Here is a 17,556-nt window from a genome sequence, read left to right on the forward strand (position 1 = left end):
CGTATGGCTCTTGCATGAGGCAGTACCCGGCCAACTCCAGTCGAGGGAATCGTTACGCCGGCCTGTACGCCCAAGCAAAAACACGTCGAACGAGCTCCGGCGAATACCGGTAATTCCACCGCAACTCCGCGCCCACTTCGATATCTTCGGTGGCAAAAAATGCGCGTATGGAAAAGCGTCGGCCGCAGCGAGGCAAAGCATCGAACGATATCGCTTCGAGGTTGTAGCCGTCATCCGCCTGGGCCACCGGCATGCCGTCGGCATCGTAGGCGAGCGACGTGTTGGCCATCGCCAGCACATTCTCTCCGTCGACGAAAGCAAGCGAGTTGCCCGAGTTCGCGCAGATCACGAACGACTCGTCCACGCACGTGAAAAACATCGCGGCGCTCATGAGCCGTCCGCCGTACACGCCGACGCATTCGCCGCGCTGTATGCGCCGCGCGGCAAATGCACCGCGCTCGCCAACCAGCACGTGCTCACGCGGATCGCGCAGATCGTCGGGCTCGATCGTGCGGCAATGGATGGTGTTTCGATAAGTGTCGCCACGGCTCTCGTCGCTCAAAGCGGCATCGACGTACGGCATCACAGCTTCGATTCGCGAGCCCTCCCGCTCATCGTGCGCTCGCGTCGGATCCCGCAGCTCGACGATAAGAACCGGGTTCAACGACTCGTCGCGATACGGATAACGCGCATCGAGCCGCGGCGAGTACGGCAGACGCGCAATCGCGTGAACCTGCTTGAACGATTCGAAGGCTTCGCGCAGGCACGCGGCGGCTTCCTGTGCGGCGGCCGCGTCGTCGGCGAGCGACTCGTCGATCTGCTCCTTCAAGGCGGGCACGACATCGAAGATCGCCTCGTGCCGTGCCGCCAGTCCCGGCGCGCGCGCCGCATCGGCCACGCGCTGCCTGATCGTGTCGAGAAGCGCCTGCACGCGCGGTTCGTTCGGTAATGCCATTGGGCCTCGCTTTGCCATGATCGGCTGAAGTCAAATCGCTGTATCGATGACGCGACGTTATCGACTCGGGTCTTCGTCCGCGCGAGAGCGTCGCGAAACTGCGGCGACGCCAGCGAAGTCATCGCGAAGTTTCGCTGCGGGCGTCAGCGTATCGCCGCGAACACGTCCGGTGCCGCTCGTGCGGCCCTATGCTCTGCTATCCGCGCGAGCCGGCGCATGGCCGCCATGGCCTCGCGAACGCGTGGTCCTCCGGTACAGGAGCATCCGATGCCCGAACGAATCACATCACATCCCTCTATTTCGCCCATCGACCGGCCCGACAGCCAGCCGGCGCAGAATCACGCCGCCGCGCCGAATCGCCGCCCTTCGCGCACCCTCGACGCCGGCTTGCCGCACGGCGCGGGCAGCGCGTCCGCGTTGCACAAGCGCACGCACAGCGCGTCCGCCTCGCCGCTTCTGCGACGCACGTTGTCGCGCAGCGACCTGACCGATCGCGTCGCGGCGTTTTCGCAGCGCTTCCAGCAGGATCAGGAATCGCCTCACGTCGCGCGGTTCACCTCTCCACGCGAGTGCGATGCGGCCGAGCGTCCAACGACTCAAACGCCCCAGGCCGAGCACGCGGAGCAGCCCGCACGCGCTGACACACACGGCGATCCATCCGGCACGTCCGGCACTGCGGCCACGACGACGGCAACGCCCCCAACGGCCACGCCAAACGAGACCACAGCCGCGGCCCCAGACCAATCCACTAACGACGCGCACCAGCCCCGAAGCAGCTTTGGCAGCGCACATCCGTATCCGGTGCCCCACTTCGGCCCGCATCTGGCGCCTGCCTACACGCCCTATTCCCATGCGCCGCACGCGCAGCCCTGGGGCCCGCCCGTGACAGCGCCCTACTACTCGCCGTATCACTGGAGCGCGCAGCATGTGTATCCCGCAAGCGGCTCGGCCTTCACGCCTCATGGCTATGCGTCCTATACGCAGCCGCTGCCGTGGCACGCGCCCTTGCCGGGCTGGCTAGCGCCGACCTACCAAAGCCGCGTCGTCGGCGCGAACAGCCGGATCGGCTTCACCTACGGTTTCGGCGACGGCCCTACCGGCAAGCAGATGCACGTGGGCTTCCATTTCAACGGACGTTTTCGCACGCTGCGCTTCGGTCTCTATCCGAGCGCGACGCGGCCGTTCTTCGTCCATACACACAGCGGCTACACTCACGCGATGCCGGCTCCGGCATGGCCGCCCGCTGCGCCGTGGCATGGGTCGCCCGCACTTCATCATGGAGGCGCGGTCAACGCACACGCCGGCGCAACGGCAGCAAACCGTCCGTGGCATGCCGTACTCGAAATCCCACATGATCGCGCGACCGTCGAACTGGTGACGCTGCGCTACAAGCTCAAGAAGCGGCGCCTCGAAGCGAACACGGCCGGCAACCGGCCGGCGCTTCTGGAACTGCAGGCGGCCTACGAGAGCGCGCTGCAAGCGCTGTCCGCACGCGCCGCGCAAGAGCCGGTTGCGGCTGCGAACCGAGCCTGAACGTCGTCGGCGCGCAAGGTCCGGATTCGCCTGCGGACAAAAAAACGCGCCACAAGGGCGCGTTCCGCACAACGCACACCGGCCGGCGTGCAAGCGCCAGCCGTCTATCGCAACGCTCAGTGCGTAGCCGCGTCCGCCGGGCGTCCGAACACATCCACACCGGCCTTCGCATACGCTTCGTCGCGCACGGCGCGCAGCGCTTCCGGATCGATGTGCGGACCCGCGTTGACCCGTCCCACCCCCGACGAACGCAAGCCCGTCTTGACGAACTCCGGTGTCAGCACGTGTTCTTCGAACGCACGCACCTTCGGACGCGCACCGACGATCACGCGCTCATAATTGCCCGTCTTCACCGCGATGCGCGCTTGCGGCGTCAGCGCCTCGAGCAGCGGCTTGTATATGTTGCCGGTCTCCGCCCAGGTATCCTTGACCTGCGGATTCAATGCATCGGAGCCGAACAGGAAGCGATCCGGAAACTCGTTGATGAGCGATGCCCATGCATGCACGGACTCGTGATCCGGCACCTCGGTGCCGTCGGGCTGCGTCTTCATGACGATCTGCCGGGCCACGCGCGACCACGAGATGTCGATGTGGACGTGGCTCGTCTTCGGGTCCGCCAGAATCGTGCGCAGATTGTTGGCATGATCGATGGGCTTCTGCACGAAACGGCCGATGCCGCCGCAGTGCGCCCAGATCACTGTCGCACCGCTTGCCTCCGGCGAAGCGAACAGCTTCTTGAGGTTCTCCAGATGCTGAGGCTGGCCCTTGCCGTTGGCCCGCTGGTTCGCGGTCGAATCGACGTCGCAATGCAGAACCACCGGCATGCCGATCACGCCGGCCGTCGCGACGATGTTCTTGAAGACCTGCACGTTGTCCGTCAGATTGGCCTGCCGTACGCCTTCGTACTGGCGCTCGACCAGTTCCTTGTGAATCGTCACTTCACCCACGCCGGTGAACATGCCGCGATGGTTCGCGACCTTCAGCAGCAGCGTCTGCGGGCTCAACGGATCGCCGAGATGCAGGCCCGTCACCATCGGATCGAGCCGGTCGCGTTGGGCGTCCGAGAGCTCCGCGATGTTCATGAAGAGCGCCGTGTCGGCATCGACCTGTGTGTTCAGCATCAGGTGCGCGCTCTTTGCGATTTCTTCCTCGACGTCGGCCGTCAACTCGTGCGGCTTGATGTCGGCGTACTTCTGCTTCACGTAGTACGACTCGGGCGGAATGTGGTTGTGTCCGTCGTGGTCGCCGCACGGCATCACGTTGGTCGGAATCGGCGACATCACGCTGCGATGAATGCCGACCTCGTCCATCATCTTCAGCATCTCTTCCGGCACCATGCCCTGCTGCGCATAGTTCGTCGGGTGGAAATGCGAATCGGACATCCAGTCGCCGGTCGCGTTGCGGCTCGCGTGCGCGTCCTGCAACGCGCTCTCGCCCAGTTTGTCGACCGTGGTCGTCAGCATCGCGGCGAGCTCGGGCGTCTCACGCAGAGCGCGCGTGACCGCGTGCGATTCGTCGGCCGTGCCGCGCCGCACTGACTGCACTTCGAAGCCTCGCACCGACGCGCTGCCATCCTCGAAGAAGCGGGTATGCGCGCGCATCAGCTTCTGCGCGCCGGCGCGCACCGGCCGGTTCTCGCCGCTGCCGCCCGGCGCGGCGCGCTTCGGCGCCGAAGGCTGCGGCGCGCCCGCGCCGCTAAACGCCGTTGCGCCGCGCTTGCGCGAGCTTGCGCCAGAACGTGAAGCGGATTCGTTGGTGCCGGACGGACCGGCCTCCGATGTGTGATCGGTCGTCGACGCATGAGTCGAATTGATGCGAGTCATATCTTTCTCCGTGAGAATTGCAGGGTGGCGCGCGAAAGCATGCTAGTCGCCACGCGGCGCGCGCCTTCGCAGTCGCAGCGAAACACGGCATCCGTCAACGAAACCCGACGAAACGCCAACACAACTTCAGCGCAACTTCAACGCAACCCGGAGAGAATTCGCGCAACGTCATCGATACCTGATCCGCAACACCTCACGCTTTCGAGCGCATCAGCTCGCGCTGCGCCAACACGCTTTCCGAGGCAACACCGCCGATCGGCAGGCGCAAGCCCGGCGTGCTGCGCACGCGGCCCGACACTTCCGTGACGGCAATACGCTCCGGCAGCCACGACGCGCGCTCGCGCAACATCGCGTCGAGCGGACGCGACCAGTCCACGCCCCTGCCGCCCGCGGCTTTCGCGGCGGTGTCATGCATGCGTTCGAGCGCGCGATAGACGTCGCCGCGCCGCGCCTGCGCCGGCTTCAGGCGGCGGCGCACGAGGAACGTGTGATTGATGCGCTGATGGCTTTTTAGGATCGCGAGGTCGTGCTTCAGCTTCGCAGCCGCCTCGGGATAGTCGCAACCGTGCGTGTGCCGGTACATCTCGATCCATTCTTCGCGCGAACCCTCGACTGCCGCCGCGAAGGCGTTGAACGACGCGAACTGCTGGTCCGCGTAGCAGCCGCGATTGAGCAGCCGCCCTTCGCGCTCCGGAAGCATCACGCGCGCGGCAACGAGCCGCTCCGGCCGTGCACCGCCGACACCAAGCGGCGATGCGCCAGGCAGGCCGCCTGTCAGTTCACCCTTATGCCAGCCGGGACTGGCCCCCGCCGTCCCCTGCACGGAGACCCGCATGCTCGACGTCACGGCGCGGCGGTCGTAGCGGATCGAACCGGTCGCTTCGGTGACGGCCGTGTCGCTGCGGCTGTTCAGGTCCACCGTCACATTGCCGTCGAGGCCATAGGAGCCGCGCACCGACGAACTGGGCGCGGACACCGACGCGCCCGCCGATGCCTGAATGCCCTGGCGCGTTGCCTTCGTGCGGCCGTCCTGCCAGCCGATCGAGATGTCCGTGCGGTCGCCGATGTGCGCGGCAAGACGCTCGAACAACGGCGTTTCGGCGCCCTTTTCCCGCACCGGTTCGCGCGCTTCCTCGAACAGAAAGTCGACCATGTCGAGCACGGCTTCGGTGGTGCGCGCATCGTCGTACTTCATCGCGACCCAGTCGAGATTCTCGTCGGTGAGACGCTCGCGCGCGACGCGAATCATCACGCCACGTGGCTCGCGCAACTCGCGATCGAACGGCGTGAGGCGCAGCGAGCCGCCGAGCCGCAAGCCGCCGAGCCAGCTCATATGCTTGCTGTAGCCGAGGCGTCCCCCGAGTCTCGCCCGCGAGCGCTTGCCGTGTTCGGTGCCGATGAAGATATCGAAGCCCACGTTATTGCGCTGGAGGGACACGACGGCCCTGCGGGTATGGTAATGCGCGAACGTGAGCTCACCGCCGACGGGCAAGTGCTGATGCGGCCCGCGGTTGACCGACAGCGAGAGACCGCGCGTGCTGAAGCCGAAGCGCCCGCCGTCCGCGAAGGACACCTGCGTCGATTGCTGGAGGTCGGTGATCACCTGGCGCAGCACGCTTCTGATTTCTTCGCGGCCAAGGCGCTCAGGCTTGAGCGCCTTGGAATTGCCGACATTGTCGACGTGATCGAGCGCGGTCTTCACCGCTTCCCATCGATGCACGTGAAAGCGCTTCGCGCACTCGCGCAATGCGCCTGCATCGAGCAGCGCGGGCGCGTCGTCGCGGCGGGCGGCGCTCGCCACCGGCTCGCGATTTTCGAGCGCAGCCACGGCGGCTTCGTCCAGTTCGAGATCGCCGATGTGCGTCGCGGGCCTCGCGCAGAGCGCCTCGAGCGCCGCGGCCGCGGCTTCGCGCGCCTGCGCCTCGGGACCGTCCGGCGCCCCAGTTGCGAGACGCGGGCTGCGCAGCGATGCGGCCAAAGCCGCGCTAGCCGCTTTCAGCGCGTCGGCATAGCGGGCCGCCTCTTTCGTGTACGACGCGAGCGCCGCGGCCGACGTGCCGAGCGTCATGCCGCGCAACGCCGACTTCTTCTTGCCGAACATGCGCTGAAAGAACCAGTTGGGCTTGTCGAGCCGCAACATCCCGCGTGTCACGAAACGATGCAGCCGCGTTTGCGTCTGCTTCAGCGCACTGCCTGGCGCGTCGCTCCGAAAACCCTGGCGCCACGCGAAAAGCGCTGCCGCATCGCGCGGCTGCGTCGAGCCCGACACGGCGCGAAGCACGCGCGGAGCGAGGTTGCCTTTGTCTTCGACAGCGGCGTGCGCGGCAGCGAGCGCCGCACCGAGATCGGCATGCGGCTCGGGCAATGTGTTCCACGCTTGCAGCGCCGCGAGCGCGGTCGCATTGTCGGCGGTCGATGCAGCGCCGCCCGTGAGCTGCTTCAGTACATCGAAGCCCAGGTGCGTGTTCGCGAGAGCGCGGGCGATGCGCCAGGCGTCCTCATGCGCCGGGTTGAGAGCCGCGGCATCGGCCGTGGCGGTCGTGCCGACGTTGCTGTCGTCTTCGTGCGTGATTTCGTCGACGTGTTCGGTCGTGATTTCGTCGGCGGGCGATTCGTTCTCGTTGGTTACCCGGACAGCCTGGTCATCGGGTTGTGGCCGCTCTGCTGTCGTCGTGACCGTGGGACGCACTGCGTTCGCGTCGAACGTCGCGGCCCGCTGCACGATCCCTTCGATGGTCACCACGTCCGGCAATGCCTGCAATGCCGCTGCCGCCCGCGCCGGTTCGCTTGAGCCGAGCGCGGACAGCACGGCATAGCCGAGCATCAGCGATGGTGCGAATCGGAGCGTGCTGTCTGTTGCGGATGGATCGGCCTGCGACATGGACTCGTCCGCGATGTCGTGCACGGCATCTGTGGCCTGCGCCGCTTGCGCGAGCAAGGCGGATAGCGTGACCATTGGATCGGTGGGTGCGATATCGGGGTGAGCGGCGATGGCCTCATCCGCATCATTCCCGCTGCGTGCGTTATTCCCCGCATCGGCAGCCGCCACAACGCCCCCGCCCGCCGCGCTGAAATGCTCCCGCACCCAGCTGTCCAGCCCTTCGCGATGATCAAGCCAATGCTCGAGTTCGGCCGCAGTACGCGGGCGTCCGGTTGCGCGCGGCGCGGCTTCATTCGGCGAGTCGCCCGCGCGCTTCGCGGTGAACTTGCCGACCGCTTTCGCGAGCATGCGATGCGCCTTCGCCGCGCGTCGCTGGGCGGATGCGCTCGAACCCGCCGCCGGCTTCATCTGTCCCGCCTCGCTCCAGTCACCGGGCGGATCGAGGGGTCGAGCCGGCGTCTGCGCCGCAATCCGCACGTCGTGTGCCGGGAAAGGCCGGCCGAACTTGTTGGCGCGAGTGAACGGCATGCGCCATTCGGTTTCGACCAGCGCCCGGCGGTCCGTTCGCACATCGCGCGTCGCATAGGGCGGACGGCTGAATCCGAGCAGACTCTTGAAGCGCTCGCGCGTCGCCGCAAAGCTCGCCTTGGCGCCCGCACGCGGACCAGGCGGCGATGGCTGCACGCCCGCTCCCGTCGATGCAGCGGGACTGGCAGCTGGCGCAACCGTCGTTGACGCCCGCGTCGTTCCGCGCAGCATCGATGCCGTATTCCTGAACATGGTAGTGAGCCGCATCGCCTTTCCTCCTCCGATGCCGCCGATTATCTGGACTGCGTATGACATGAGCGGCCAAGCGGCGAAATCTTATCGACCGTAGCGAAACCTGTGGTTTTCCCGGCGACGCTCCGGCTGTCCGATGAGTTCGCCAGCGCGCACGGCGTTTCGCTGCAACGGCAGCCGGGCCGCCGCATCTCCCGGCTACCCTGTCGTTACCCTGGCAGGCCCGCCCTGGCGCGCCACTTCCCTATCCGCGCAAGCCGCAGCGGCCTGCGTGCAATCGTCCACTCCACCCCAACGCCCATGCCCCCTCCTAAAGTATCCAGTTCGGGCCACACGCACGAGCCCGTGACGACCGGCGACGTCACCGCCGGCACCTCGACCCATGCCGCCACGCAAGCCCCACCGACTCGGCCTGCCACGAGCCGCCGCCGCGACGGCTTCTGGTCGAACCTGAAGCGCACGCTCGCACCGCGGCCGGTGACGGTCTCGAACTCGCTCCTCGGTACGGTCACGACCGCGCGTCCCACGACCGCGCGCGCGAAGATCGGCGTGGCGGAGAGTCAGCGTCACCAACCCGCCAAGGACGCCACGCCGCCCGCGACTGTCGCGAAGCACAAGCACAACGTCGCCTTGACGCTCGCGGGCGCCGACAAGACGGCACCCGCCGAACAGGTGGTCGGCAGAGGCGGGGCGGAGGCGGTCGCGGCGCGACTCTTCAATCCATCCGGCCTCGACGCGCAAAAACGCTTGCCGCAGGAACTCGCGAGTGAGCTCGGGCAGCATCTCGGCGCTCCCGAGCACAGCGACATGGCGACCCAGATCGAGGCAGCCGCCCGCCAGGAACTCGTGCTGCGCCGGATGCACCACGCGTTCGGCGCCGATGCCGGCCGCGCGCGCGAAGCGTTGCACGATCTGCGCGGTGCGTCCTCGTTGCTCGATGTCAAAGGCGGCGCATTCGAGCTGGCACATCGGCTCGCGACATCGTCGCTGGGTTACGGCACGCTGCACGCGTTACGCGGCGACGTCGCCACCGACGCGGACCCGGTCAAGCGCGCCATCCGCGAAGACTCGACCAAGCTTGCGCTGCGCGCAGCCAACACGTTGATCGCCGCACTGCCCGAAGGCCACACGCCACCGCAGAGCATGGACGAAGTCGTGCGTCTCGCATTAGCCGCGCTGCCCGAACATCAGCGTCCGACCGGCATCACGAACGTGCCGCAGTCGCAGCGAATGAAGGGCGATGTCAGCGTGCCGGCCAAAGCACTGTTAGCGGCGCTGCAACTTGCCGACGACCCCTCGGTGGAGCCCGAGCGGCATCTGAAGTCCGCGTATCTCGCGTGGCGCTGCGGTTTTACACACGAAGGCCCCGGCACGCCGCTCGCCCACGCGCAGCATCGGCTCTTCAAGCTGTCGCGCTACGCGCGGCGAGCGAGCCAACCGGGCATGCTCGCGAACCTGAGGCGCGCGTTCGGCTTCAACAAGTCGCCGATGTCCGCGCTCGCGCTGGGCACGGGCGGCGCGAGCCTACGTCATCCCGAAGACGATCTGCTCAAGGCCGACGTGATCTGGCAACTGGGCGGCGTGCTCGCGCAGCGCGCGCAGGGGCGCGGCGAGCGCCCGCTTGCAGCGCGCCTCGGCGACGCGGTGCAAGCCGCGACGCTCGAAGCCTGGTATCAGCGCGTCGCGCACAAAGGCTGGCGCGACAAGACAAGCGTGCCGAAAAGCATGCGGCACGCGATCGCCGCACGCGCCGCGGCACTGGCCGGCGTCAGCGAAACGGAAGTCAAGCTCAGCCCGGAGTACGCCGCGCTGAAATCGGGCGCCGGCTCGCGACTCACGACCGCGACGCTGGAAAGCTGGATCGAACGGTTCGAAGCCACCGGGCCGCTCGACGAAACGCAGCATGCCGCGGCGGAAGGTGCAACCGATGAAACCGCGCCCGCACCATCGGAAGCGGCGAGGCTCAAAGCGGCGCTGCAAAACCTGACCACGCTCGAACGCAACGGCGAAGCATCGCCTGAGCGCTCCACGCCGCAGACCGTGCTCGAAAACTTCAGGCGCGTCATCACCGAACCGCGCATGACCTACGACGTGCGTCTGGCGGACGGCGGACAGTTCGGCGTGAACACGGGAGTGGCCGAACTGCTCAACCTGCCGGGCGCGAGCAAGCTGCCGTTCGTGCTTGCCGGCCCCGATGTCAAGTTCATCCACGGCCGCCACGCGATGATCAACGGCGGTTCGTCGGCAAATCACGGGCAGCTGTTCATCGGCAGCGACCGTCGCTGGTCGTCGCATGCGGGCGTGAGCGCGGCAGCTGGTGCCAATCTGTTCAACAAGAGCTTCCAGGCGATCGGCTCGGTGCAGGTCTTGCCGGCCGTCTTCGACATGTCGCAGCCGAAAGGCGTCATGGTGCGCGCGCGGCTTCAGCCGACCGGCACGCTGCCCGCCGGCCAGCAGCCGGCGGGCGAGCCCGACCCGTGGCGAGCGAAGATGCTCGGCGTGATCGATGCGGCCACCGCAAGCGGGCCGAACCGCGATCTTCCGCACGACGCAGGTTCGATGTGGGACGCCATCGCTCATTCGTTCTACAAGGATCCGGACGTGTCGGTGAACTGGCTGGACTCGAAGGCGCAATCGTTTTCGACGACGGTCAGCGCGTCGGCCGGCGTGCGTTATGAACACGACGGCTACAAGATCGGCCCGTCGGCGCAACTGGGCGGCACGAAGACCTGGCTCACGCGCACGCGTCGCCAGGAGAAAGGTCCGTTGAAAGCCGAGTTCGCGGGCAGCAGCAGTGCGCTGCAGGCGGGTGCATCCGCGACACTCGTCGCCGGCCTCGCGCCGCAAGGCAATTTCGCCGACGAGACGGGCCACGTCAAATCGGTCGTGCTGCCCAATGTCGCGATCGTCGGCTTCGGCACCACCGTGCTTCAGTCGGAGACGGGCTCGACATGGCGCATCGCCGAGGAAGACGGCCATATCGACGCATCGCTCAGCTATCGCGACACCACCTTCACAAGCATGAAGGAGTTCAAGCAGTACGTGGACAGCCGCCGCGCATCGTGGGACGACACCTACAGCAAGCAGCCCGCGGGCGCCGCGCAACCGGAGCCTATCGATGAATATCTCGCCCGCGTCGAGCAGGACGCGACGCGCGGCAACCAGCTCTATGCCGAACGTGTCTGGCTCAAGCCCGACGCGGCGCGCAAGATCAACATCCTGCGCGAGTTGCGCGACGCGGTGGTGGCGCCGGGCGTGAAGCCGGGCGAGCGCGAACTCGCGCAGATCGACAAGCGCAATGCGCAGATCGCCGGCTTGCTCGAAGCGGACGACAGTTGGGACAACCGCTTCCTGTACTCGCTGGAAGTCAACGGCACATCGCGCGCGCTCGGACCGAGCTTCCTCGCGACCGCGCAGCGCGTCACCGAAGTGTCCCACCCACGCCAGCTCAGCGTGCTGCGCGTCGAGCGCGCGGTCAATCCGGACAGCGCCGATCGCTCCTGATCGAGGACCACGCGCCGCGCGCTAGCGCGGCGCGTGCGCGGCCTTTTCGCGGCCTCCCGCTTGCGCTTTTTCGCCCCGCTCCTGCTCCGCCCTTTTCCTCACTGTTCCGCGCTCTCCCAATCTCATTCGCCGTCACGCCAGATGTTTCGTTCCTGGACACAGGGCGATCGAGCGGCTCTCTTACGCTTGAGCAAGGGACGATCGCCGCTGGGCGGCCGTCGCGCGGCCAACAGGATGGACATCGATACGCAGCGAGCCTGACGCCGCTGCGCCTATCTCATCGCGTACGTTAAGAGGCTATTCATGACCAAGATCAGCAACGACATTAGCAACGCCAACATCCAGACCGACATCGATCAGCTCGAATCGGACCTGAAGGGTGGCGGCAAGCTCAACAACAACGACATCGAAAAACTGCTCGAACTGATTCTCGCGATCGTCGAACAGAAACTGAGCGGCAGCTCGCAAAGCGGCGGCGCGGGCGGCAACAACGGCGGCGGCGACGGCTCGACGCAAGCTCCGGGCTCCGCGCAAAGCCCGGACTCGACGCAAGGTCCGTCGACGGACAACACCACCGATCCGTCCAGCAGTTCGAATGATGTGCAAAGCCAGATCGCTTCGCTGCTGCAACAGATTCTGCAGATGCTGCAGCAATCGTCGCAAAGCGGCCAGGGGCTCGACAAGCAGACGGGCCAACTCATCGACGACATCCTCCAGCTGCTTCAGCAGATCGAAGGCGCGCAAGGCGGCAACCAGGCCGGCGGCGGCGACAACAAGGGCGGCGCGAACGGCGGCGGCCAGGCGGCGCAAATCCAGGAACTGCTGTCCGAAGTCATCCAGCTCTTGCAGCAGCTTCAAGGCTCGCAGACCGCCGGCTCGAACGGCACCGGCAACGACCCGAGCAACACGAACAACACGAGCGGCGCCGACAACCCGAGCAGCACAGACGGATCGAACAACAACACGAACGGTTCTACCGATCCGAACACGCTCACGAACGAGTTGCTCAAGCTGCTTTCGCAATTGCTGACGATGCTCAACAAGGCGTCCAGCGAGCAGACGACGAAAGCCTGAAGCACGCCATCAACATCGCTGCACGGTCCGCCCGGAGTTGCGCCGAACGGCGCGGCTCGCGGCGGCCGCGCGCACTGAGGAGCACAACATGAGTATATTTTCGAAGATCAAGCATGCGTTCCAGCATCTCGGTCACGACATCGAGAAGGCGGCGAAAGCCGTCGTGCACGGCGTCGAGCAGGTGGCCCACACGCTCGAGAACGACCTGAAGAAAGTCTTGCAGGACGCGCTCGCCATGACAGAAGCGCTGATGCAAGGCAACATGAAACTTGCCATGCAGGACTTGCTGAAGACGGGTGATGACATCGCCAAGACCGCGTCGGATGCAGCGACGTCGGCCACCGAAGCGACGCTCGAAGGCTTACAGGGCCTGCATCTCGGCAAGGGTTTCGACAAGGCGTTGAACAGCGTCGAAAAGGGGATCGAGACCGTCAAGAAAGACGTGAACAAGGGCATCGACGCCGCCGCCCAGGACCTCGTGTCGTCGGTCGAGGGCGTCGTCTCGGGCTCGGTCAATGCGCTGAAGGATCTCGCGCACGGCAACTTCGGCGCGATGATGAACGACCTCGCCAAGGTCGGCGAGGTCGCGCTCGAAGTCGCCGCCGATCTCACGCCTGAAGGGCTCGCCGCGAACGTGGCGGCTTCGACGCTTGCGGCCGCGCATATCGGCAGCCAGGCGCTCGACAGCGCCATCGTAGGCGCAATGCATGGCAGCATCGGCAAAGTCGTCAAGTCGGTCGCGGAGATGGGGGTCGGCGAGGGCGTGCAGAAATGCACCGACAAGGTGTTGAGCGGCAGCGGCGCCGACACTTTGACGAGCGCGGGCGACGCCGCGGTGATGCTTTCGTCGATGGGGTCCGCGCGCAGCGCACGCCGCGGCGGCGGTCACGGCGGCGCCGAAGGGTCGCATGAAACGCGTTCGGTGGAAACCGAAACGACAAAGAACGCGGGCCCCGAAAGACACAAGCACGGCGACGGCAAGACCGGCGAGAAGAGCGCCGGCGACACCGACAAGGCGAACGGCACGAAAGAGAAGGACGGCTCGAAAGACAAGAACGACAAGAACGAGAAGAACCAGCAGGCCGGGCCGCCTCCAGGCGTGCTCGATTCGCTGCTTCTCAGCTATCTCGCCGACAGTCAACGGCGTATTGCCTGAAGCACTAGAAGAGACGGCGCATAGCCGTCTCTTCGCCTTGCTGTCTTTGTCTTGGTCTTTGCCTTGCTTTTACTTTTGTCTGGCTCATGAACATGCGGCCTGCACGCGATGTACAGGCCGCGCAGAATGCAGGCATGTGAAATATGCCCGCGTGGTTTCAGGGCTTGCCGTCGATGACCGTGCTGGTCGGCTGCGGCGCCGGCAACGCGGCGAACTGCGCGACGCGAGTCATCGACGGCTGATGCGAAACGTTCATTGCATCGGGCGGAAGCGGCACGATGCCCGCGCCATCGCCCGTGCCGGTGTCTGGGACCGTCCCTGTGCCGTTCCCGCCGCCGCCAATTCCACCATTGGCGCCACCACTAGCGCCACCACTCGCCCCGCCACCCACGCCCGCCGACAGCACGCGCGGCGTCAGCAGAAACAGCCGCTGAAAGCGCTGCCCCTGATGCTTGCGATATTTGAACAGCCCGCCGATCAGCGGAATCTTCGACAGCAAGGGCACGGCCGTTTCCGTATGGTCGTCCTGGTCCACCGAATAGCCCGCAATCAGCAGACTGTCGCCCTCGTTGATCAGCGCCTGCGTGTCGATCGTGCTGTTGCTGACGACGGGCAACTGTCCGACCTGCTGGTCCGTGAGCTTGCCGTCTTCGATATGCACGTCCATGCGGATCTGCTCGCCGCTCGCCGAGCTCACGATCGACGGCAGCACCCGCAGCGACACGCCCGCCGACACGCTGTACAAATCCGCCGACTGATAACCCGCCACCTGCACGTAGAACGTCTGCTTGTTGTCCATCAGCGCCTCGACGTTGTCGAGCGTCTCGACTTTCGGGCTCGCCGTGATGCGTGCCTGATCGGTCTGCTGCATCGCGCTGATGCGCGTGAGCAGATAGCGTCCGGTTCCGCCGATCACCGCCGTCAGCACGCCGCCCGCAGGCGTGGCGAGGACGCCCGCGCTCGCTGCGTCGAATGGATTGCTGAAGCCCTGCGGATTGAGCGAGCCCGGATTGCTCGTCTGCGACTGTTGGCCGTTGCCCGTCTGGAAATCGACGTGACCCGAATGCAGCCGCCAGTCGACGCCGAGTTCCTGCAACGCGTTGTCGGTGATCTCGATGATGCTGGCATCGATCTCGAGGATCCCCGGGCGCGTGTCCAGCGATTCGATCAGCGAGCCGAACGCGGCCATGTTCTCCGCGCGGTCGCGCACGAGGATCGAATTGCTGCGCGAATCCGCTTCGATGGTCGGCGCACCATGCGCGGCGTGCTGACTCGCGCGCTCCGCCGCGGGCGAAGCGCCGCCGTCGCGGGCCGCGTTCGATTCCGTGCTCACGTCCACGATGCCGCCCGAGGGCGGCGGCGCCGTGCTGTCGCCCGTCGCGCCATATGACGAACCGGCGCCCAGGCTCGGCAGCGTCGGCAACGGCGGCGGACGTCCGCCGGATGCGCGCGTCACGCCCGTCGTCATGCCGTCGTCCTGCATCTCGCGCACGCTTGGCACCCGGTAGGCGTCGCGCCGTGCCGGCGGTGCATCGCTCGAGGCACCGCCGGCGGCCGGCACGCCCTGGCCGTACAGCGTGCGCAACAGCGACGCGACACCGCGCACGGTGACGTTGCGGCCGTTGACCGTGATGCTGCGGTCGGTCGCCCATGCGTAGTGCAACGCAAAGCGTTGCACTACCACCTTCGCACCGGGGATCGAATCGTGATCGATCAGATGCGCGACGTCGGTCACGAGCTCGACGAAGCGCGGCGGACCCGACACCACCGCCGTGCGTGACACGCCGTCGTAGCGCACGGGAAAACGCGGGTCGTCGATCTGCAAGCGGTCGAGCGCGCGCCGCAAGTCCTCGGTGCTGGCGTAAGTCAACCCGAGCGTCGCGCTGCGGGCTTCGTTCGCTCCATAGATGCGCAGTACCGACCCGTCGAAATACCACAGTACGCCGAACGATCCAGCCATCTGATCGAGAAAGCGCTGCGGCGCGGCGTCGAAGCGACCCGTCACCGTGCCCTCGACATGCGGCGAGATCCACGTCATCACATGCTGGCTCGCGCCGAAATCGCGCAGCACGTCCTTGAGATCCTTATGATCCGCGACGTATTCGAAGCGCGTGCCCTGCCATGCGACTGCTTCAGCATGGGCCGGCAATGCGGCGAACGCGCCGGCTGCCACGAGGGCCGCGCACAGCGTGCGCACCCGAAAAGCCGCACCGCGGCGGCCGCAAACGATTGCATTCATGGGGATCCTTTAACGTTGGATCGTTTCGGACGGCGACTCGTTGAACTCCCGGCGATAGCCCTTCGCCAGCGCGGAGCGGCTCTTCAGGCCCCAGCGGCTTGCGGTATCGAAGATCGAGCCTTGCATGCGCTCATCGTTGAGCAGGTCGTTGCGTATGCTTTCGAGGCGCAGCTTGCGGATCAGCGCGTGCGGGGACATGCCGATCGAACGCTTGAATGCGAGTTGCAGCGCACGCTCGGTGACGTCGATCTGCGAGGCAATCTCGCGCGTATTCAGGTCGGCGCGATCGAGGTTCTCGACGATGTAGCGATACGCGCGGCGGTACTTCACCGTGAGGCGCGCAGAGATATCGTCCGCCGGCAGCGCGCGGCTTGCAGCGGATTGCGTCGCGCCGGGTCCCTGCGTCTCGCAACGCAGACAACGTAGCGCTTCAGATGCGTAGTTCGCGTAGAGCTTGAGCGCTTCGGTCGGATTGCCTCGCCACACCGCGAGCTTCGATACACTGTACAGGTAGTCGAAATTGCAGCGGCGCGTTCCCGTGTCAGCTTCGGCTCGGCTGATCTTGGCGAGCACGGTGTCGGCTACGTCGTCGAGTCCGCCAGCAAGACTCGCGAGCACGATGTCGATCTTCGCCAGAAACGCCTGACCCGCGCCACGAAAATGCTTTGGATGACAAACGAGTTCGACGAGCGGCGCGACGGCAATGCGCTCGCCACGCGCGAGCATCGCAAGGCGTTCCAGATATTCGCGCCGCTGCGCAAGCAGTGCCGGCATCGGCGACATCAGCGTGTCGGTTTCGGTGAGCTTGCGCGTGACCTCCGCGCGGTCGCCCGCGCTCTGCGCGCGCGCCAGATGCGCGGAACTCCAGAACGCGTGGTCGCTCAACGTGGTCGCCGTGCGAATGCGCAACTGCACGTCGAACTCGTGTGCGAGCAGCGCAATCACCAGACGCCAGCCCGGTTCTTCATGCATGTCGGCTAGTTCCGCGGCTTGCAGCAGCGCGTCGTCTGCATCGCGCTGACGTCCCACCTGATGATGCACAAGCGCCGACGCGATCAGCGCTTCGAGGACGTCGGCCGGCGAAGCGGCGGCGTCGTGCACGATGCGCGCAAAGCATTTTTCCGTTGCCCCGTAGCGGTCGCGCATCATCAGTTGCCAGCCTGCATTGCGGCACGACAGGATGCGCAGCCGATTATCGTCGCCCACGCTCATCTTCTGCGCGCGGCGGTACATTTCCTCGGCATCCTGCTCATAGCCGAGCAGAAGCGATGCGTCCGCCACGGCGACGAGACGCGCATCGTCCGCTTCCATCAGCTTGTGCGCCGGCCGTTCGAGCACGTCGTCGACGAGACAGTAGGCGCGTTCCGAGACGCCGTCGAGCATGGCCGTCGCATACGACGGCAGACGGTTCTTCTGTGCGAGGCCCGACAGCAAAGCAAAATAGATCGTTGAGAACATGATGGTTCCACCTCAGGATGTGTCCGATGTGGCGAACCTTGCGATCCGCCCTGCAAGACCTGTGGTCCCGGCGGATCGCCGGGCACGGAAACCATGTTAGAGAGATCACGCTCCCGAAAACTCAACAATCGGCATGACACTTCACAACAATAT

Annotated in this window: 9 protein-coding genes; 4 read left to right on the forward strand and 5 right to left on the reverse strand. The window is 66.1% G+C overall.

The window, feature by feature from the left end:
• Window positions 1–52 precede the first annotated feature (52 nt).
• A complete protein-coding gene (locus AC3WLT_RS07630) occupies window positions 53–955 on the reverse strand; it encodes an SET domain-containing protein (RefSeq protein WP_492591284.1) in 903 nt (300 codons plus the stop codon).
• Between the two features lie 267 nt (window positions 956–1,222).
• On the opposite strand from AC3WLT_RS07630, the gene AC3WLT_RS07635 reads away from it, so the two are divergent.
• Window positions 1,223–2,488 carry a hypothetical protein gene (locus AC3WLT_RS07635; RefSeq protein ID WP_492591285.1) on the forward strand — a complete coding sequence of 422 codons (1,266 nt, stop codon included), beginning with the start codon at window positions 1,223–1,225 and terminating at the stop codon, window positions 2,486–2,488.
• Between the two features lie 116 nt (window positions 2,489–2,604).
• On the opposite strand, the gene AC3WLT_RS07640 is transcribed toward AC3WLT_RS07635, so the two are convergent.
• Together AC3WLT_RS07640 and AC3WLT_RS07645 are read right to left on the reverse strand one after the other, a co-directional pair.
• Entirely contained in the window at window positions 2,605–4,311 is a 1,707-nt protein-coding gene (locus AC3WLT_RS07640) for an amidohydrolase family protein (RefSeq protein WP_492591286.1), read from the reverse strand.
• 193 nt (window positions 4,312–4,504) lie between these two features.
• Entirely contained in the window at window positions 4,505–7,987 is a 3,483-nt protein-coding gene (locus tag AC3WLT_RS07645) for a hypothetical protein (RefSeq protein WP_492591287.1), read from the reverse strand.
• 285 nt (window positions 7,988–8,272) lie between these two features.
• On the opposite strand from AC3WLT_RS07645, the gene AC3WLT_RS07650 reads away from it, so the two are divergent.
• From AC3WLT_RS07650 to AC3WLT_RS07660, 3 genes are all read left to right on the forward strand, one after another.
• Window positions 8,273–11,476 (forward strand): hypothetical protein, encoded by a 3,204-nt coding sequence (locus AC3WLT_RS07650; RefSeq protein WP_492591288.1) that lies wholly within the window; start codon window positions 8,273–8,275, stop codon window positions 11,474–11,476.
• 303 nt (window positions 11,477–11,779) lie between these two features.
• Window positions 11,780–12,550, forward strand: coding sequence for a hypothetical protein (locus tag AC3WLT_RS07655; RefSeq protein ID WP_492591289.1), 771 nt, complete (start codon window positions 11,780–11,782; stop codon window positions 12,548–12,550).
• Window positions 12,551–12,638: 88 nt separating this feature from the next.
• On the forward strand, window positions 12,639–13,706 hold the full coding sequence (locus tag AC3WLT_RS07660; protein ID WP_492591290.1) for a hypothetical protein: 1,068 nt from the start codon (window positions 12,639–12,641) through the stop codon (window positions 13,704–13,706).
• Between the two features lie 157 nt (window positions 13,707–13,863).
• Here AC3WLT_RS07660 and sctC read toward each other — a convergent pair whose 3' ends face one another.
• Both sctC and AC3WLT_RS07670 read right to left on the reverse strand, forming a co-directional pair.
• Window positions 13,864–15,945, reverse strand: coding sequence for a type III secretion system outer membrane ring subunit SctC (sctC, locus tag AC3WLT_RS07665; protein WP_492591291.1), 2,082 nt, complete (start codon window positions 15,943–15,945; stop codon window positions 13,864–13,866).
• Between the two features lie 9 nt (window positions 15,946–15,954).
• On the reverse strand, window positions 15,955–17,403 hold the full coding sequence (locus tag AC3WLT_RS07670; RefSeq protein WP_492591292.1) for a helix-turn-helix transcriptional regulator: 1,449 nt from the start codon (window positions 17,401–17,403) through the stop codon (window positions 15,955–15,957).
• Window positions 17,404–17,556: the final 153 nt, after the last annotated feature.

It is taken from the genome of Paraburkholderia sp. FW306-2-2C-D06C (genome assembly GCF_058781505.1).

Bases quoted from the DNA above. Each gene is read 5' to 3' on its own strand.
- AC3WLT_RS07630 (WP_492591284.1), bottom strand. From the start codon at position 955: ATGGCATTACCGAACGAACCGCGCGTGCAGGCGCTTCTCGACACGATC.
- AC3WLT_RS07635 (WP_492591285.1), top strand. From the start codon at position 1,223: ATGCCCGAACGAATCACATCACATCCCTCTATTTCGCCCATCGACCGG.
- AC3WLT_RS07640 (WP_492591286.1), bottom strand. From the start codon at position 4,311: ATGACTCGCATCAATTCGACTCATGCGTCGACGACCGATCACACATCG.
- AC3WLT_RS07645 (WP_492591287.1), bottom strand. From the start codon at position 7,987: ATGCGGCTCACTACCATGTTCAGGAATACGGCATCGATGCTGCGCGGA.
- AC3WLT_RS07650 (WP_492591288.1), top strand. From the start codon at position 8,273: ATGCCCCCTCCTAAAGTATCCAGTTCGGGCCACACGCACGAGCCCGTG.
- AC3WLT_RS07655 (WP_492591289.1), top strand. From the start codon at position 11,780: ATGACCAAGATCAGCAACGACATTAGCAACGCCAACATCCAGACCGAC.
- AC3WLT_RS07660 (WP_492591290.1), top strand. From the start codon at position 12,639: ATGAGTATATTTTCGAAGATCAAGCATGCGTTCCAGCATCTCGGTCAC.
- sctC (WP_492591291.1), bottom strand. From the start codon at position 15,945: ATGAATGCAATCGTTTGCGGCCGCCGCGGTGCGGCTTTTCGGGTGCGC.
- AC3WLT_RS07670 (WP_492591292.1), bottom strand. From the start codon at position 17,403: ATGTTCTCAACGATCTATTTTGCTTTGCTGTCGGGCCTCGCACAGAAG.